This window comes from Microbacterium sp. ZXX196 (genome assembly GCF_009709595.1).
Lineage (GTDB): Bacteria > Actinomycetota > Actinomycetes > Actinomycetales > Microbacteriaceae > Microbacterium > Microbacterium excoecariae.
Map to the genome: position 1 here is coordinate 221,801 of NZ_WMEE01000003.1, position 15,209 is coordinate 237,009.

General features: G+C 71.1%; 15 protein-coding genes and 1 tRNA gene. 6 read left to right on the forward strand and 10 right to left on the reverse strand.

Translation table 11 applies throughout. The features are described from left to right. Nucleotides 1-11: 11 nt before the first annotated feature. The 4 genes from GJQ66_RS04410 (at nt 12) to GJQ66_RS04425 (ending at nt 4,034) form a co-directional block, all read left to right on the forward strand. The gene (locus tag GJQ66_RS04410; protein ID WP_368732656.1) at nt 12-1,730 is read left to right on the forward strand and encodes an MDR family MFS transporter; all 1,719 of its coding nucleotides are present in this window, start codon (nt 12-14) and stop codon (nt 1,728-1,730) included. After that, nucleotides 1,727-2,179, forward strand: coding sequence for a MarR family winged helix-turn-helix transcriptional regulator (locus tag GJQ66_RS04415; protein ID WP_368732657.1), 453 nt, complete (start codon nt 1,727-1,729; stop codon nt 2,177-2,179). Before GJQ66_RS04410 ends, GJQ66_RS04415 begins: the two co-directional genes overlap by 4 nt. Nucleotides 2,180-2,334: 155 nt before the next feature. Next, nucleotides 2,335-2,964, forward strand: coding sequence for a hypothetical protein (locus GJQ66_RS04420; protein WP_155048133.1), 630 nt, complete (start codon nt 2,335-2,337; stop codon nt 2,962-2,964). A 95-nt stretch (nt 2,965-3,059) separates the two neighbouring features. After that, on the forward strand, nt 3,060-4,034 hold the full coding sequence (locus GJQ66_RS04425) for an NADP-dependent oxidoreductase (protein ID WP_155048134.1): 975 nt from the start codon (nt 3,060-3,062) through the stop codon (nt 4,032-4,034). A gap of 56 nt (nt 4,035-4,090) precedes the next feature. Here GJQ66_RS04425 and rplA read toward each other — a convergent pair whose 3' ends face one another. The 10 genes from rplA to gabT all read right to left on the reverse strand — a co-directional run bounded on the left by rplA (nt 4,091) and on the right by gabT (nt 12,356). Then, nucleotides 4,091-4,789, reverse strand: a complete 699-nt coding sequence (gene rplA / locus GJQ66_RS04430) for a 50S ribosomal protein L1 (protein WP_155048135.1) — start codon at nt 4,787-4,789, stop codon at nt 4,091-4,093. 14 nt (nt 4,790-4,803) lie between these two features. Beyond that, a complete protein-coding gene (gene rplK / locus GJQ66_RS04435; protein ID WP_155048136.1) occupies nt 4,804-5,235 on the reverse strand; it encodes a 50S ribosomal protein L11 in 432 nt (143 codons plus the stop codon). Between the two features lie 145 nt (nt 5,236-5,380). After that, nucleotides 5,381-6,310 carry a transcription termination/antitermination protein NusG gene (gene nusG, locus GJQ66_RS04440; protein ID WP_368732658.1) on the reverse strand — a complete coding sequence of 310 codons (930 nt, stop codon included), beginning with the start codon at nt 6,308-6,310 and terminating at the stop codon, nt 5,381-5,383. 17 nt (nt 6,311-6,327) lie between these two features. Beyond that, nucleotides 6,328-6,591 carry a preprotein translocase subunit SecE gene (secE, locus tag GJQ66_RS04445; protein WP_155048137.1) on the reverse strand — a complete coding sequence of 88 codons (264 nt, stop codon included), beginning with the start codon at nt 6,589-6,591 and terminating at the stop codon, nt 6,328-6,330. A gap of 36 nt (nt 6,592-6,627) precedes the next feature. Further along, nucleotides 6,628-6,700 (reverse strand) — tRNA-Trp (locus GJQ66_RS04450). 144 nt (nt 6,701-6,844) lie between these two features. After that, nucleotides 6,845-7,630, reverse strand: a complete 786-nt coding sequence (locus GJQ66_RS04455) for an amino acid ABC transporter ATP-binding protein (protein ID WP_368732659.1) — start codon at nt 7,628-7,630, stop codon at nt 6,845-6,847. After that, complete coding sequence (locus tag GJQ66_RS14620; protein ID WP_155048138.1) at nt 7,627-8,544, reverse strand: amino acid ABC transporter permease; 918 nt, start codon at nt 8,542-8,544, stop codon at nt 7,627-7,629. Before GJQ66_RS14620 ends, GJQ66_RS04455 begins: the two co-directional genes overlap by 4 nt. Continuing rightward, nucleotides 8,541-9,437, reverse strand: coding sequence for an ABC transporter substrate-binding protein (locus GJQ66_RS04465; protein ID WP_155048139.1), 897 nt, complete (start codon nt 9,435-9,437; stop codon nt 8,541-8,543). Before GJQ66_RS04465 ends, GJQ66_RS14620 begins: the two co-directional genes overlap by 4 nt. 83 nt (nt 9,438-9,520) lie before the next feature. After that, nucleotides 9,521-10,984, reverse strand: coding sequence for an NAD-dependent succinate-semialdehyde dehydrogenase (locus tag GJQ66_RS04470; RefSeq protein WP_155048140.1), 1,464 nt, complete (start codon nt 10,982-10,984; stop codon nt 9,521-9,523). Nucleotides 10,985-11,000: 16 nt separating this feature from the next. Then, nucleotides 11,001-12,356, reverse strand: a complete 1,356-nt coding sequence (gabT, locus tag GJQ66_RS04475) for a 4-aminobutyrate--2-oxoglutarate transaminase (protein WP_155048141.1) — start codon at nt 12,354-12,356, stop codon at nt 11,001-11,003. 96 nt (nt 12,357-12,452) lie between these two features. Between gabT and GJQ66_RS04480 the strand changes: the two genes are divergently transcribed. Next, nucleotides 12,453-13,940 (forward strand): PucR family transcriptional regulator, encoded by a 1,488-nt coding sequence (locus tag GJQ66_RS04480; RefSeq protein WP_368732660.1) that lies wholly within the window; start codon nt 12,453-12,455, stop codon nt 13,938-13,940. A gap of 65 nt (nt 13,941-14,005) precedes the next feature. Beyond that, nucleotides 14,006-15,205, forward strand: a complete 1,200-nt coding sequence (locus tag GJQ66_RS04485; RefSeq protein ID WP_368732661.1) for a pyridoxal phosphate-dependent aminotransferase — start codon at nt 14,006-14,008, stop codon at nt 15,203-15,205. The last annotated feature ends 4 nt before the right edge of the window (nt 15,206-15,209 follow it).

The following is a 15,209-nucleotide window of genomic DNA, read 5'->3' on the forward strand; positions in this document are numbered from 1 at the left end:
AAAGGACGCGCGTGAGTTCTTCACCCACGACCTCCGTCTCCACGAACATGTCGCACCGCCAGGTGCTCGAGGCCCTCTCTGGCCTCCTGCTCGCCATGTTCTGCTCCATGATGTCGATGACGGTCGTCGGCACGTCGCTACCGATCATCGTCCCCGAGCTGGGCGGATCCCAGACCTCCTACACCTGGGTCGTCACGATGACCCTGCTGACGACCGCGATCTCGACCCCGATCTGGGGCAAGCTCGCCGACCTGCTCAACCGCAAGGTCCTCATGCTCCTCGCGCTGACGATCTTCGTCCTCGCGAGCGCCGGCGCGGGCCTGTCGCAGAACGTCGAGATGCTGATCTTCTTCCGCGCCCTCCAGGGCATCGGCGGCGGCGGTCTGCAGTCGATGGCGCAGATCCTCATGGCCGACATCATCAGCCCCCGCGAGCGCGGCAAGTACATGGGTCTCATGGCGGCCATCATGGCCATCGGCACGGTCGGCGGCCCCCTCCTCGGCGGCCTGCTCACCGACTCGATCGGCTGGCGCTGGAACTTCTACGTCGGCGTGCCGCTCGGTATCGTGGCCTTCATCGTCATCATGCGCACCCTCAAGATCTCCCAGCAGCGGCAGGGGAAGGTGCGGATCGACTACCTCGGCATCGGCCTGCTGAGCGTCGCCGCCGGCTTCCTCCTCGTGTGGGTCTCGAAAGTCTCCGACTACGGCTGGGCCAGCTGGGAGACGCTCTACATGGTCGGCATCGGCGTCGTCGCGGCGATCGTGTTCGTTCTCGTCGAGCGCAAGACGGCCGAGCCCCTCATCCCCATGACGCTGTTCCGCAACCGCACCTTCACGCTCGCGGTGCTCGCGTCGATCTCCATCGGCGTGTCCATGTTCGGCACGGCGATCTACCTCAGCCAGTACCTGCAGATCGCGCGCGGCTTCGGCCCGACCGAGGCGGGCCTGCTCACGATTCCCATGGCGGCGGGCATGCTCGGCGCGTCGACCATCGTCGGCCAGATCGTCTCGCGCACGGGCGTGTGGAAGCCGTACCTCGTCACGGGCGGCGTCTTCCTCATCGCCGGCACGGCGCTGCTCTCGACCCTCCACGTCGACACGCCGCTGTGGATGGTGGGCGTGTTCATGTTCATCCTGGGCGCGGGCACGGGCATGACGATGCAGAACCTCGTCCTCGTCGTCCAGAACGCCGCGGATCCGGCACAGATGGGCGTCGCGAGCTCGGGCGTGAACTTCTTCCGCTCCGTCGGCGGCACCGCCGGCGTGGCGGTGATGGGGTCGGTTCTCGCCGCGAGCATGACCGAGCAGGTCACCGACCGCATGAACGAGATCGGGCAGGCGATCGCCTCGCTCGGCGAGCAGGGCCAGGCGATCGCCGCCGAGCTCGCCGCCGGCGCGCTGCCCACGACGCGCGACATGCCGAGCGTCGTGGCGACGATCATCGAGGACATCGCGGCGAACGCGATCTCCCACGCCTTCCTCGTCGGCGTGCCGCTCGCGATCGTGAGCCTCATCGCGATCGCGTTCATCCCGAACGCGCCGCTCAACCGCCAGAACAACATCCAGCGCCTCGAGGAGCGCGCGGAGCAGGATGCCTCCGCCACGAGCCTGGCCGGCGCGGGCGCCGTGGCCACAGGATCCGTCCCGACGGTCGGGGCGAGCGGATCCGTTCCCGCGGCGAACGCCGTCCGCCAGGCACGCGAGGCGACCGAGGGCGGCCGCGCGTGAGCGACGACCACGACGAAGCGGTCCGGGAGCTCGAATCCGAGTTCTCGGACCTCCTCGCCCACTTCCGCCGCGTCGTGACCGAGACGGCGCAGCGGGTCTCGCCGGGGCTCAACCCCGGCGCATACAAGCTCCTGACGTTCGTCGAGCGACACGGCCCGATTCGGGCGACCGAGATCGTCGAGCGCGTCGAGATCGACAAGGCTCACGTGAGCCGCATGGTGCGCGAGCTCGACGAGCTGGGCCTCATCGCCCGCGCGCCCTCCCCGGAGGATGGACGCGTCCAGCTGCTGTCGGCGACCGACGAAGCCCGCGCGCGGCTGGACGCCGCGCGCGCGGGCCGCGCCGGGCACCTCCGCGACACGGTCGACATGTGGACCTCCGACGAGCTGCGGCTCCTCGCCCGCCTCCTCCACGCCCTGTCGAACAACGAGGCTCCCCCGCGCGCGTAGCCTGGCGTGTTGCGGGGAAAAACCTGGACGAATCTCTTGGCATGTGGGTATATCGGACTAACCCGCGTTCCGCGGGGCCCGAATACCCCAGGAGCCCACCATGTCGCAGTCGCGCTCGCGCTCGCGTCGCTAGGCCAAGGTCGTCGCGATCGTCAGTGCCTCCGCCCTCGCCGCCGTCGGCAGCCTCTTCAGCCTCGCCGCCTGGACCGACACGGCGTGGATCACCACCTCCGCAGACGGCAACGACGGCAGCGAGATCGAGCGAGGTCGAGCACTATGCGTACGATCTGAGCGACATCACGGGAGACAACACGTTCGTCGAGCGCGAGACGCAGGCGAACGCCAACGTCGTCACCTTCACGAACCCCGACCTCACGCCCAGCGACCCGACCTACGGTCTGGCCGGGATGCGCACGACGAGCGACTCGATCGCGGGCACGCTGACGCTTCAGGCGGCCGTGAACGACGGTGACGCGTTGCTCTTCACCAACACGGACGTCACGGTGTGGACGTGGTCGGAGGCGACCGATGCACCGACCGTTGCATGCGACGACCTAGGGCCGGTAGACACACAGATCGCAACGGTCGAGACAGCTCTCAACGGGATTGCGGAGGGCCTCCTTACACCCGTCATCGCAGTTCTCAACGACCTGCCCACCGACACCTCCACGGGCGGGTACTTCGTCACGGCGCGGCGCGTGGGGCTCGTGCCGGGTATCGACGCCGCCACGCTGCTGAACCTCGCCACCGCGCGGGCCGGGGTTGTCACACTGCCGACACCGTAGGGGCCCGGCGCACGATAACTCGTACGCCGCCCGTGACGCCGCCGTAACCCGCGCCCGGTTGGATGAGACCAGACGCGCGACGAAGGGGGACGCGGATGAGACACTGGGCGCCAACGCGGACGCGGGCGGTCTCCGCCCCACCCGCCACGATGCGCGGCATCGTCGAGACGGCCGCGGGCCTCGAGATCGCCGAGATCCCCACGCCCGTCCCCGTCGGCGACGAGGTGCTCGTGCGGGTCCACGCCGCCGGCGTCTGCGGCACCGACGCGGGCACGCTCGCGGATCCGACCTCCGCGGCGCCCTCGACCCCCGGGCTCGACGTGGCCGGCGTCGTCGTCCGCGCGCCCTACGATGCCCACCCGCTCGCCGTCGGCACCGAGGTCCACGGCGTCGTCCCCTACCCCCGCGTGCCCGGCGCCTACGCCGAGTACGCCGTGGTGCCGCCCGGATCCCTCGCCGTCCGCCCCGACTCGCTCTCGCTCGTCGAGGCGGCCGCCGTGCCCGTCGCGGGGCTCAGCGCGTGGCAGGCCGTCGTCGAGGTCGCGCAGGCGCACCGCGGGCAGCGGATCCTCGTCCACGACGGCGCGAGCGGGATCGGGCACCTCGCCGTCCAGATTGCCGCCTACCTCGGCGCGCACGTGACGACCACGGCGTCCGGCGCGGGCGCGGCATGGATGCGCGAGCTCGGCGCCGACGTCGTCGTCGACACCGACACGACGAGGTTCGAGGACGTCCTCCCCGACGTCGACGTCGTCATCGACCCCGTGGGCGATCGCCCGAACGGGGCGGGTTCGCGCTCCCTCGACGTCCTTCGCCCGGGCGGCCTCCTCATCGCGATGCACCCGTGGGCGGGCTACGCCCACGACACCGAGGGGCGCGGGATCCGGGCGACGGACTTCCGCTTCTCCCCGGACGGCCAGACGCTCGCGACCCTCGGGCGCCTGCTCGACGATGGATCCATCCGCGTCTTCGTCGACAGCGTGCTCCCGCTCGCCGACGCCGCCACCGCCCACGCCCGGTTCGACGAGGGTCACACGCGCGGCCGCATCGTCCTCTCCGTCGCCGCCTGACGCGAAAAGCCCCCGCCGCCGAAATCGGCGACGGGGGCTTCGAGAACGCGTCAGGCTCAGCTGGCGGCAGCGATCGAGCTGACGTCGAGCGGGATGCCCGGGCCGAACGTGGTCGACACGGCGCCCTTCTGGATGTAGCGACCCTTCGAGCTGGCCGGCTTCAGGCGCACGACCTCGTCGAGGGCGGCGGCGATGTTCTCGTTCAGCTTCTCAGCGTCGAACGAGGCCTTGCCCACGATGAAGTGGAGGTTGGCGTGCTTGTCGACGCGGAAGTCGATCTTGCCGCCCTTGATGTCCTCGACGGCCTTCGCGGGGTTCGGCGTGACGGTGCCGGTCTTCGGGTTCGGCATCAGGCCGCGGGGGCCGAGGACCTTACCGAGACGACCGACCTGGCCCATGAGCTCCGGAACGGCCACGGCCGAGTCGAAGTCGGTCCAGCCGTCGGCGACCTTCTGGATGAGCTCGGCGCCGCCGACCTCGTCGGCGCCGGCCGCGATCGCGGCCTCGGCCGCGGGGCCCGTCGCGAACACGATGACCTTGGCGGTCTTACCCGTTCCGTGCGGCAGCATGACCGTGCCGCGGACCATCTGGTCGGCCTTGCGCGGGTCGACGGCCAGCTTCAGCGCGACCTCGATGGTCGCGTCGAACTTCTTCGAACCGGTCTCCTTGGCAAGCGCGACGGCCTCGGTGGGCGTGTAGAAGCGCCCCTCCTCGATCTTCGCGGCTGCGGCGGTGTAAACCTTGGACTTCGCCATTTTCGTTATCCCCCTCAGCCCTCGACCGTGATGCCCATGGAACGGGCGGTGCCCGCGATGATGCGCGACGCGGCCTCGAGGTCGTTCGCGTTCAGGTCCGGCTCCTTGGTCTTGGCGATTTCCTCGACCTGGGCCTTCGTGATCTTCGCGACCTTGACCGTGTGCGGCGTGGCCGAACCGGACTTCACGCCCGCGGCCTTCTTGATGAGCTCAGCCGCCGGCGGCGTCTTGAGGACGAAGGTGAAGCTGCGGTCCTCGTAGACCGTGATCTCCACGGGCACGACGTTGCCGCGCTGCTGCTCCGTCGCGGCGTTGTACGCCTTGCAGAACTCCATGATGTTGACGCCGTGCTGACCCAGGGCCGGGCCGATCGGCGGCGCCGGGTTGGCCTGGCCGGCCTGGATCTGGAGCTTGATGAGCCCCGAGACCTTCTTCTTCGGTGCCATGTTTCTTCCTTTCGTCGAGCGCACGCCGTGTGCGTGCCCTCTCCCACGCCCGCGAGGGGGTGGTGGCAATGTGCGCGCCGAGGCGCGCAAACTCCGTAAATATACCGGAGAAAGCTGAGCGTGTCCCGCCAGACCCCGAACGGGGTCAGGACATCTTCGAGACCTGGTCGAACGACAGCTCGACCGGCGTCTCGCGCTCGAAGAGCGACACGAGCACCGTGAGCTTGCCGCTCGCGGGGCTGATCTCGCTGATCGAGCCGGGCAGGCCCGCGAAGGAGCCGTCCTTGATCGTGATCGTCTCGCCGATCTCGAAGTCGACCTCGGCCGGGATCGAGCGCGACGCCGTGGCACCCTTGGCCTTCTTGTCGCCCGCGGCGGCCTTCTCGGCCTCCTTGATCTCGGCGAGAGGCTTCAGCATGTTGAAGGCCTCCTCGAAGCGCAGCGGGGTCGGGTTGTGGGCGTTACCCACGAAGCCCGTCACGCCCGGCGTGTGACGCACGACCGACCAGGTGTCCTCGTTGAGCTCCATGCGCACGAGCACGTAGCCCGGAATCCGGACGCGCGTGACCATCTTGCGCTGGCCGTTCTTGATCTCGACGACGTCCTCCATCGGGACCTCGACCTGGTAGATGTCTTCCTCGACCTCGAGCGTCTGCTTGCGCTGCTCGATGTTGGTCTTCACCTTGCGCTCGAAGCCCGCGTAGGAGTGGATGACGTACCACTTGCCCTCGAGCGAGCGCAGCTCGGCGCGGAACTCGTCGTACGGATCCGCCTCGACCTCGGCCGCCTGCTCCTCGGCCTCGTCGTTCAGGACCTCGGCCGCTGCCTCGGCCTCGGCGGCCTCGTCGATGTTCAGTGCGTCGTTCACGATCGCGTCTGCCTCCGGGTCTGCGATGGAGATCTCTTCGCTGTCGGCGATTCCGCTGCCGTCGTCGACGTGCATCGCCTTGGCCTCTGCGGCCGCGCTGGCGTTCTCGTTGCCCGCGAGCGTGTTGCCCGTCTGGGCCTCGTCGTCTTCGCTGGACTGCTCCGCCGCGGGAGCCCAGTCAGCGTCGTCGAGGTGCTTCTCGGACACGTGTTGCCTCTTTCGAATCAGTTCGGAACGCCGAAGACGACGTTCACCACCCACGAGAAGACCGTGTCGAGCCCGAGGATCAGGGCCATCATCACGACGACGAAGCCGAGGACGACGGCCGTGAACTTGACCAGTTCCTTGCGGGTCGGCGTGACGACCTTGCGGAGCTCCGCGATGACCTCACGGAAGAAGGTCACGATGCGAGCGAAGAAGTTCGGCTTCTTCGCGGCGCTCGTGCCCTTTGCGCTGGCGGCCATTCCGCCTGCTGCATCCTGAGACATTCGTCACCTTTCGTGGGTCAGCGTGCCGCTGACGCGCAGGGCGGACAGGAATCGAACCTGCAACCTGCGGTTTTGGAGACCGCTGCTCTGCCAATTGAGCTACCGCCCTAGAGGCGCTGCGGCCTCGAGGATCGCTCCCGAATCCCCCACCGATACACGAGGCACGGCGAAGGATGCAGTGAACGACTGCTCTATCGATCATACGGCATGCACTCGCGAGGCGCGAACCGGGCCGCCCCTCGCGCGCGCCGCATCAGCCCGCGATCCGCTGAAGAAAAGCCCGCGTGCGCTCGTGCTGCGGGGCGTCGATGACGCGCTCGGGCGCGCCCTCCTCGACCACCACGCCGTCGGCCATGAAGACGACCCGATCGCAGACCTCGCGCGCGAACGCGATCTCGTGCGTCACGACGATCATCGTCATACCCTCCTCCGCGAGCCGGCGCATGACGCCCAGCACCTCACCGACGAGCTCCGGATCCAGCGCGCTCGTCGGCTCGTCGAAGAGCATCACCTTCGGGCGCATCGCGAGGGCGCGGGCGATCGCGACCCGCTGCTGCTGGCCGCCCGACAGCTGCGCGGGGTACACCCCCGCGCGGTCGGCGAGTCCGACCTGTTCCAGCAGGCGCAGGGCGTCGGCGCGCGCCTCGTGCCGGGGCGTCCCGAGCACGCGGATCGGCGCCTCCGCGACGTTCTCGAGCGCCGTCATGTGCCCGAACAGGTGGAAGCGCTGGAACACCATGCCGAGGTCGCGGCGCCGGGCCGCCACCTCGCGCGGGCGCAGCTCGTAGAGCCTCCCCCTGTGCTCGCGGTATCCGACGAGGACGCCGTCGACGCGGATCTCGCCCGCGTCCAGCTCCTCGAGGTGGTTGATGAGGCGCAGGAGCGTGGACTTTCCGGATCCGGACGGGCCGAGGATCCCCACGACCTCGCCACGCCGGACGTCGAGGGACACGTCGCGGAGGACGGGGGTCTGGCCGAAGGACTTGCCGACGTGGGCAATCCGGACGAGCGGATCCGCCTCCGGAGTCGAGGAACTCACGCGTGCTCTCCCGTCTTCTCGGCGGGCGCGGCGGCCCGCTCCGTGTTGCGGAACCCGAACATGCGGGCGGCGAAGCCGGATCCGCTTGCGCGCGCTCCGGGGTCGAAGCGGCGTTCGAGCCAGGCCTGGAGCACGCTCGCCACGGAGGTCAGTGCGAGGTACCAGACGCTCGCGACGAGCAGCATCTCCATGAGGCTGAAGTCGGCGGCGCCGATCTGGCGGGCGCGGTAGAGCAGGTCGCCCGCGCCAATGACCGACACGAGCGAGGTCTCCTTCAGCAGCGTCACGAGCTCGTTGCCCGTGGGCGGCAGGATCGCGCGCATCGCCTGGGGCAGCACCACGCGCCGCAGGGTTTGCGCGGGCGTCATGCCGAGCGCCCCGGCCGCCTCCTGCTGGCCCGGATCCACCGACAGCAGCCCGCCGCGCACGATCTCGGACATGTAGGCCGCCTCGTTGAGCGTGAGCGCGATGAGCGCTGCCGCGAAGGGCGAGATCGTGTTGAGCGGGATCGAGAAGGACCCGACGCCGATCTCGGGCAGGAAGAGCGCGAGGTTGAACCAGACGAGGACCTGGACGAGGAGCGGCGTGCCGCGGAACACCCACACGAACACCCACGCGACCGTCGCGAGTACCGGGTTGCCCGAGATGCGCATGACCGCGACGACGACGCCGAGCGCCACGCCGAGGACCATCGCGATGACGGTGAGGACGACCGTGACGAGCGCGCCCTCCATGATCGCCTCCGCGCCGAGGCGCGAGAACACGAGATCCCAGCGGATCACGCTGTTCAGGGCGACCTGCCACACGAGGAGAGCCGCGAGCGCCGCGATGACCGCGATGCCTACCCACTGCCCGTAGTGGCGGACGGGGACGACCCGCCGGCCGCCCGCGCCCCGCGCCGAGGTGCCGGTCACTGCGCGCCGTTGACGACGATCTCGTCGAGGGCTCCGAGCGAGACGTCCCACGAGGACAGGATCTCGTCGTACGTCCCGTCCTCGACGAGCGACTGGAGCGCGGCCTGGAACGCGTCGCGGAGCTCGTCGTCGCCCTTCGCGAACACGAAGCCGAGCGGCTCGCCGCTGATGGGCCCGTCGTTGGCGACCGAGAACGCCTCGCCGCCCTGGATCTGGGCCGCGTTGTAGACGCCGACCGCCTCCTGCGTCAGCGTGGCCGCGGCGCGGCCGCCCTGCACCTGCGTGAGCGCCTCGGTGTCGGTCTGCTGCGTGAGGATGTCGATCTCGTCGCCCGCGCACGCGTCGGCGTTGGCGTCCTCGAGCAGCGCCTGCTGGGTCGTGTCGACGAGGACGGCCACGGTCAGGCCACACAGGTCGCCCATCTCGGAGATCCCCTCGGGGTTGCCGGCCGGGACGATAATCGCCTGGTCGGCCGAGAAGTAGTCGACGAAGTCGTAGTTCGCCTGGCGCTCGACGCTGTCCGTGATGCCCGCGACGACGAGGTCGTAGCGCTCGGAGTCGAGCGAGGGCAGGAGCGTGTCGAACGCGACGTTCTGCAGCTCGTAGTCGAGCCCGAGCTTCGCGGTCGCCGCCTCAAGGAGGTCGATGTCGAGCCCCGTGATCGTCTCGCCGTCGGAGGGGTCGACGAACTCGTAGGGCGGGTACTGCGCCTCCGTGCCGACCGTCACGACGCCGGCGTCGCGAACGTCTTCCGGCACGAGGGCGGCCGCGTCGTCGTCGACGGCGATCGACGACGCGGGGGCGGCCTCCTCGTCGGAGGAGGAGCACCCGGCGAGGGCGAGGGCCGAGGCGGCGGCGACGGCGGGAACGAGGGCAAGGCGGGAAAGGCGCATTCGGCTATTCTCCCCGGCCGGCCTGGATAAATGCCAGAGGCCGGCGCCCCGTTCCGAGAGGAGGGGGCGCCGGCGCGGATCCGCTACGCGTTCGGCAGCAGCGTGTACTTCGTCGAGAGGTACTCGTGGACCCCCTCGAGCCCGCCCTCGCGGCCCATCCCGGACTGCTTGACGCCGCCGAACGGGGCCGCCGCGTTGGAGACGACGCCGGCGTTGAGGCCCATCATCCCCGTCTCCAGGCGCTCGATCATGCGGTGCCCGCGCGCGAGGTCCTCCGTGAAGACGTAGGACACGAGGCCGTATTCCGTGTCGTTGGCGATCTCGACCGCCTCGTCCTCCGTGGCGAACGTGACGACGGCGAACACGGGCCCGAAGATCTCCTCCGACATGATCGCGGCGTCGCGGCTCAGGCCCGTGACCACGGTCGGCTCGTAGAAGCTGCCGGCGCCCTCGATGCGGCGCCCGCCGTGGACGAGCGTGGCGCCCTTGGCGACGGCGTCCCGGACGAGCTCGTCGGCCTTGTCGACCGCGTCGGAATCGATCAGCGGGCCGATCTGGACCCCCTCCTCGGTGCCGCGGCCGATCTTCATCGCCGCCACGCGCTCCGCGACCTTGGCCGTGAACGCCTCGGCGACGTCCTCGTGCACGATGATCCGGTTGGCCGCCGTGCACGCCTGCCCGATGTTCCGGAACTTCGCGGCGAGCGCGCCGTCGACGGCCTTGTCGAGGTCCGCGTCCTCGAAGACGACGAACGGGGCGTTGCCGCCGAGCTCCATCGAGACCCGCAGCACGTTTTCGGCCGCCTGCGCGATGAGCCGCTTGCCGACGCCCGTGGATCCCGTGAACGACAGCTTCCGGAGCCGGCCGTCGCCGATGATCGGCTCGGACACGCGGCTCGACGACGAGGAGGTGACGACGTTCACGACGCCCTTCGGCAGGCCCGCCTCCTCGAGGATCCGCACGAACAGCATGGTCGTGAGCGGCGTGAGCTGCGGGGGCTTGATGACGCTCGTGCAGCCCGCGGCGAGCGCCGGGGCAATCTTGCGCGTGGCCATGGCGAGCGGGAAGTTCCACGGCGTGATGAAGAAGCACGGCCCCACGGGGCGTTGCGACACGATCATCTGGCCCGTGCCCTCGGGGTTGGATCCGTAGCGCCCCGAGATACGCACGGCCTCCTCGCTGAACCAGCGGAGGAACTCCCCGCCGTAGGCGACTTCGCCGAGCGACTCCTGGACCGGCTTGCCCATCTCGAGGGTCATGACGAGCGCGAGGTCCTCCTTGCGCTCCTGCACGAGCTCCCACGCCCGGCGCAGAATCTCGCTGCGACGGCGCGGGGGCGTGGCGGCCCAGTCCGCCTGCGCGGCGACGGCGGCGTCGAGCGCGGCCGTCGCGTCCTCCGCCGTCGCGTCGGCAACGCGGGCGATGACCTCGTTGGTGGCGGGGTCGCGCACCTCGAGCGTGCCGCCGCCGGTCGCGTCGACCCACTCTCCGCCGATGAACAGCTGCGGCGGGATCGAGGCAATCAGGGACTTCTCGTTGTCCTGCATGAGGGCTCCTTTGCGGTCAGAGTGACGTGAGTTCTCGGGCGATGACGTCGAGTGCGTCGTCGAGCAGCTCGTCGCCGATGGTCAGGGGCGGGAGGAAGCGGATCACGTTGCCGTACGTCCCACACGTGAGGAGGATGACCCCGCGCTGCACGCAGGCCGCCGCGAGGCGCTTCGCCAGGGCCGCGTCGGGAGCTCCCGTCGCGGGGTCGACGAGCTCGGCCGCGATCATGGCGCCGCGCCCGCGGATGTCGCCGATGCGCGGATCCCGGGACGAGATCGCGGCGAGGCGCTCCTCGAGGAGCGCCCCGATCTCGCGGGCGCGGTCCGCGAGCCCGCCGGTCTCGTAGGCATCGATCGTCGCCAGGGCCGCGGCGCACGCGACGGGGTTGCCGCCGAAGGTGCCGCCGAGGCCGCCCGCCGCGGGCGCGTTCATGATCTCGGCACGTCCGGTGACGGCGGCGAGCGGCAAGCCGCCCGCGATCCCCTTCGCCGTCGCGATCACGTCAGGCACGATACCGAACTGCTCGGACGCGAACATTGTGCCGGTGCGCGCGAAGCCGGTCTGCACCTCGTCGGCGATGAACACCACGCCCTGCGCGCGAGACCACGCGGCGAGCGCCTCCAGGAATCCGGGCGCCGGCACGATGAATCCACCCTCGCCCTGGATCGGCTCGATGACGACGGCGGCGAGGTCCTCGACACCGACGTGCCGCTCGATGTGGTCGATCGCGCGCGCCGCCGCATCGGCACCGGTAAGGCCGTCTCGGAACGGATCCGACGCGGGGGCGCGGTACACGTCGGGGGTGAACGGGCCGAACCCGGCCTTGTACGGCCGCGCCTTGGCCGTCAGCGCCATCGTGAGGTTCGTGCGGCCGTGGTAGGCGTTCTCGAACGCCACGACGGCGGAGCGCCCCGTGTATGCGCGCGCCACCTTGACGGCGTTCTCGACGGCCTCGGCGCCCGTCGAGAACAGTACGGTGCGCTTGTCGTGCTCCCCCGGCGTCAGCCGATTGAGGGCCTCCGCCACGGCGACGTACGACTCGTACGGCGACAGCATCGCGCACGCGTGCGTCAGGCGCGCGGCCTGCTCCGCGACCGCCCGCGCGACGGCCGGATCCGCGTTCCCGACGCTTGTGACGGCGATCCCGGATCCGAGATCGATCAGCGAGTTGCCGTCGGCGTCGATCACGACGCCGCCGCCTGCCGCCACCGCCGCGAACGGCATCGCGGTCGCGAGGGCGGACGAGACGGCCCGCTCGCGGCGGGCGAGGATCGCGCGCGATGCGGGCCCCGGGAGCGTGCCGGTGGCGATGCACCGCTCCTGCGGAAGGTCCGGGCCGCCGACGAGGAGCGGGAGCATGGAGGAGGCCATGGGGCGACCGTACGGCGCGGCGGCGGTGCGCCTCCTATACTGAACGGCGATTCCGTTCTGAAATCCTGTCCATGACGTACATTTCGGAGGCGACGCGTGGCCGCACCCCCGACGTTGGGCGCCCTCCTCGCGCGGCGCGAGCTGGGCCTGCGGGCCGTCACCGCGATCGGCCGCGAACGGCTCGACGCGCCGCTTTCGGGCGTGCACAGCTCGGACCTCGCGGATCCGACCCCGTTCCTCGACGCGGGCATCGCGCTCCTCACCACGGGCGCGCAGTTCGCCCGGGGCGAGCCGGCCGACGCGTACGTCGAGCGCCTCGTCGCGCGCGGGCTCGCCGGCCTCGGATACGGCGTCGGCGTCGTCCACCCCGGCGTCCCGGACGACCTCCGCGCCGCGTGCGAGCACACGGGGCTGCCGCTATTCGAGGTCCCGCTTGGCACCCCGTTCCTCGCGGTCGCTCGGGCCACCGCAGACGCCCTCGCAGCCCACGCCTTCGCGCGACGCAGCTGGGCGCTCGCGGCCCAGCGCGCCGTGTCGCTCGCGGCGCTGCGATCGGATCCACTCCCCGCCGCGATAGCCGAGCTCGCGCACCAGCTCGGCGCCTGGACGGGCCTCTTCGACGCCATGGGAGCCCTCGCGGTGGCGCGCCCCGCGCCGCTCGATGCCGACACCGCAGCCGCGCTGACGGAAACCGCGTCGGGGTTGCTCGACCGCGGCGTGCGCGCGGCCGACACGATCGTCGTCGCGGGCCGGCCGTTCACCCTGCAGACCCTCGGGCGCGGCGGGGCCCTCCGCGGCGTGCTCGTCGTCGAGGGCGCCTCCCTCGACCAGGAGGCCCGCGGCGTCGTGACGACCGTGGTCGCGATGGCGGGGTTCGCGCTCGAGCGAGCCGTCGACCTCGCCCGCGGCCAGGCGGCCCTGCGCGCGGGCGCTCTTCGCGCGCTGGTCTCGGGGGATACCGCGCTCGCGGCGGACATCGCGCGCGCCGCGTGGGGCGGGCTCCCCGCGGAGCCGCTGCGCGCCTGGGTCGTGCGCGGCGACGGCGCCGACCTCCTCGCCGCGCTGGAGGTCCGCGCCGGGCAGGCGCCGGGAGAGACATTCTTCGCGCCCGATGGCGAGGGCGACACCGTCCTGCTGGCCGCGGCCGACGCGGATCCCGCCCGCGCGCTCGCGGAGCGCTTCGGGGCCCGCGCTGGCGGATCCCGCCCCGCCTCCTACCGCGCGCTCGCCGCCGCGCTCGACGAGGCGCGCGCCGCAGTGCCCGCGCGGGGCATCGCCGTGTACGCCCCCGGCGCGAGCGACCTGTTTCGCGCGCCGGGCGCGGACCTGGCGGCGGCGGCCCGCGCGCTCCTGGCGCCGCTGCGCGCGCACGACGCGGCCCGAGGATCCGACCTCGAGGGTGACCTCGCGGCCTTCTTCGCCCACGACGGCGTCGCGGACCGCGCCGCTGAGGCCCGCGGCGTCCATCGCCACACGCTCCGCGCCCGGCTCGCGCAGGCCTCGACTCTGCTCGGGCGCGATCTCTCGCGGTTCGAGGACAAGGCCGTCATGTGGGCGGCGCTGCGCGCGGCGCCGCGCAGGTGACGGCGCGCGTCGGCGGATCCGCCCGCCTGTTCCCGCGGATCCGCCCGGCTCGTTAATCTGGACGCGTGACTGAACGCGCCCCGCTCTCCCGCAAGATCTCCGCCATCGCCGAATCGGCCACCCTCAAGGTCGACGCGAAGGCCAAGGCCCTTAAAGCGGAGGGACGCCCCGTGATTTCGTACGCCGCGGGCGAGCCGGACTTCGCGACGCCCGCCGGCGCCGTGGACGCCGCGCGCGAGGCCCTCGAGAACCCCGCGAACTTCCGGTACTCCCCCGCTGCGGGCCTCGCCGACCTCAAGCAGGCGATCGTCGACAAGACGCGGCGCGACTCGGGCCTCGAGGTCGCCCCGAACCAGGTCGTCGTGACCAACGGCGGCAAGCAGGCCGTCTACCAGGCCTTCCAGGTGCTCCTGAACCCGGGCGATGAGGTGCTGCTGCCCGCGCCGTACTGGACGACCTACCCCGAGGCGATCCAGCTCGCCGACGGCACACCCGTGGCGGTGTTCGCGGGCGCGGAGCAGGAGTACAAGGTGACCGTCGAGCAGCTCGAGGCCGCCCGCACGCCGCAGACGAAGGCCGTCGTTTTCGTGTCGCCCTCGAACCCCACGGGATCCGTGTACACCGAGGAGGAGACGGCCGCGATCGCGCGCTGGGCCCTCGAGCACGGGGTGTGGATCGTGACCGACGAGATCTACCAGAACCTCACCTACGACGGCGTGCGCGCCGTGTCGGTCGTCGAGGCGGTGCCCGAGGTGGCCGGCCAGACGATCCTCCTCAACGGCGTCGCCAAGACGTACGCGATGACGGGATGGCGCGTGGGCTGGATGGTCGGCCCGGCCGACGCGATGAAGATGGCCGCGAACCTGCAGTCGCACCTCACGAGCAACGTGAACAACATCGCGCAGAAGGCGGCCGTGGCCGCGCTCGCGGGCCCGCAGGACGACGCGGAGGCGTTCCGACAGGCGTTCGACCGGCGCCGTCGGACGATGGTCGAGGAGCTGTCGAAGATCGACGGCGTGACAGTCCCCGTGCCGCAGGGCGCGTTCTACGTGTACCCCGACGTGTCGGGCCTGCTCGGCCGCGAGTGGCGCGGCCGGCGGATCGAGACCTCGCTCGAGCTCGCCGACCTCATCCTGGACGAGGCCGAGGTCGCGGTCGTGCCGGGCGAGGCCTTCGGCCCGAGCGGCTACCTGCGTCTCAGCTACGCGCTCGCGGACGACCAGCTGCTGGAGGGCGTCCGCCGCCTCCAGGCCCTATTCGCGTAGCCCC

Bases quoted from the DNA above. Each gene is read 5' to 3' on its own strand.
- GJQ66_RS04470 (WP_155048140.1), bottom strand. From the start codon at position 10,984: ATGCAGGACAACGAGAAGTCCCTGATTGCCTCGATCCCGCCGCAGCTG.
- GJQ66_RS04425 (WP_155048134.1), top strand. From the start codon at position 3,060: ATGAGACACTGGGCGCCAACGCGGACGCGGGCGGTCTCCGCCCCACCC.
- rplA (WP_155048135.1), bottom strand. From the start codon at position 4,789: ATGGCGAAGTCCAAGGTTTACACCGCCGCAGCCGCGAAGATCGAGGAG.
- rplK (WP_155048136.1), bottom strand. From the start codon at position 5,235: ATGGCACCGAAGAAGAAGGTCTCGGGGCTCATCAAGCTCCAGATCCAG.
- GJQ66_RS04465 (WP_155048139.1), bottom strand. From the start codon at position 9,437: ATGCGCCTTTCCCGCCTTGCCCTCGTTCCCGCCGTCGCCGCCGCCTCG.
- gabT (WP_155048141.1), bottom strand. From the start codon at position 12,356: ATGGCCTCCTCCATGCTCCCGCTCCTCGTCGGCGGCCCGGACCTTCCG.
- secE (WP_155048137.1), bottom strand. From the start codon at position 6,591: ATGTCTCAGGATGCAGCAGGCGGAATGGCCGCCAGCGCAAAGGGCACG.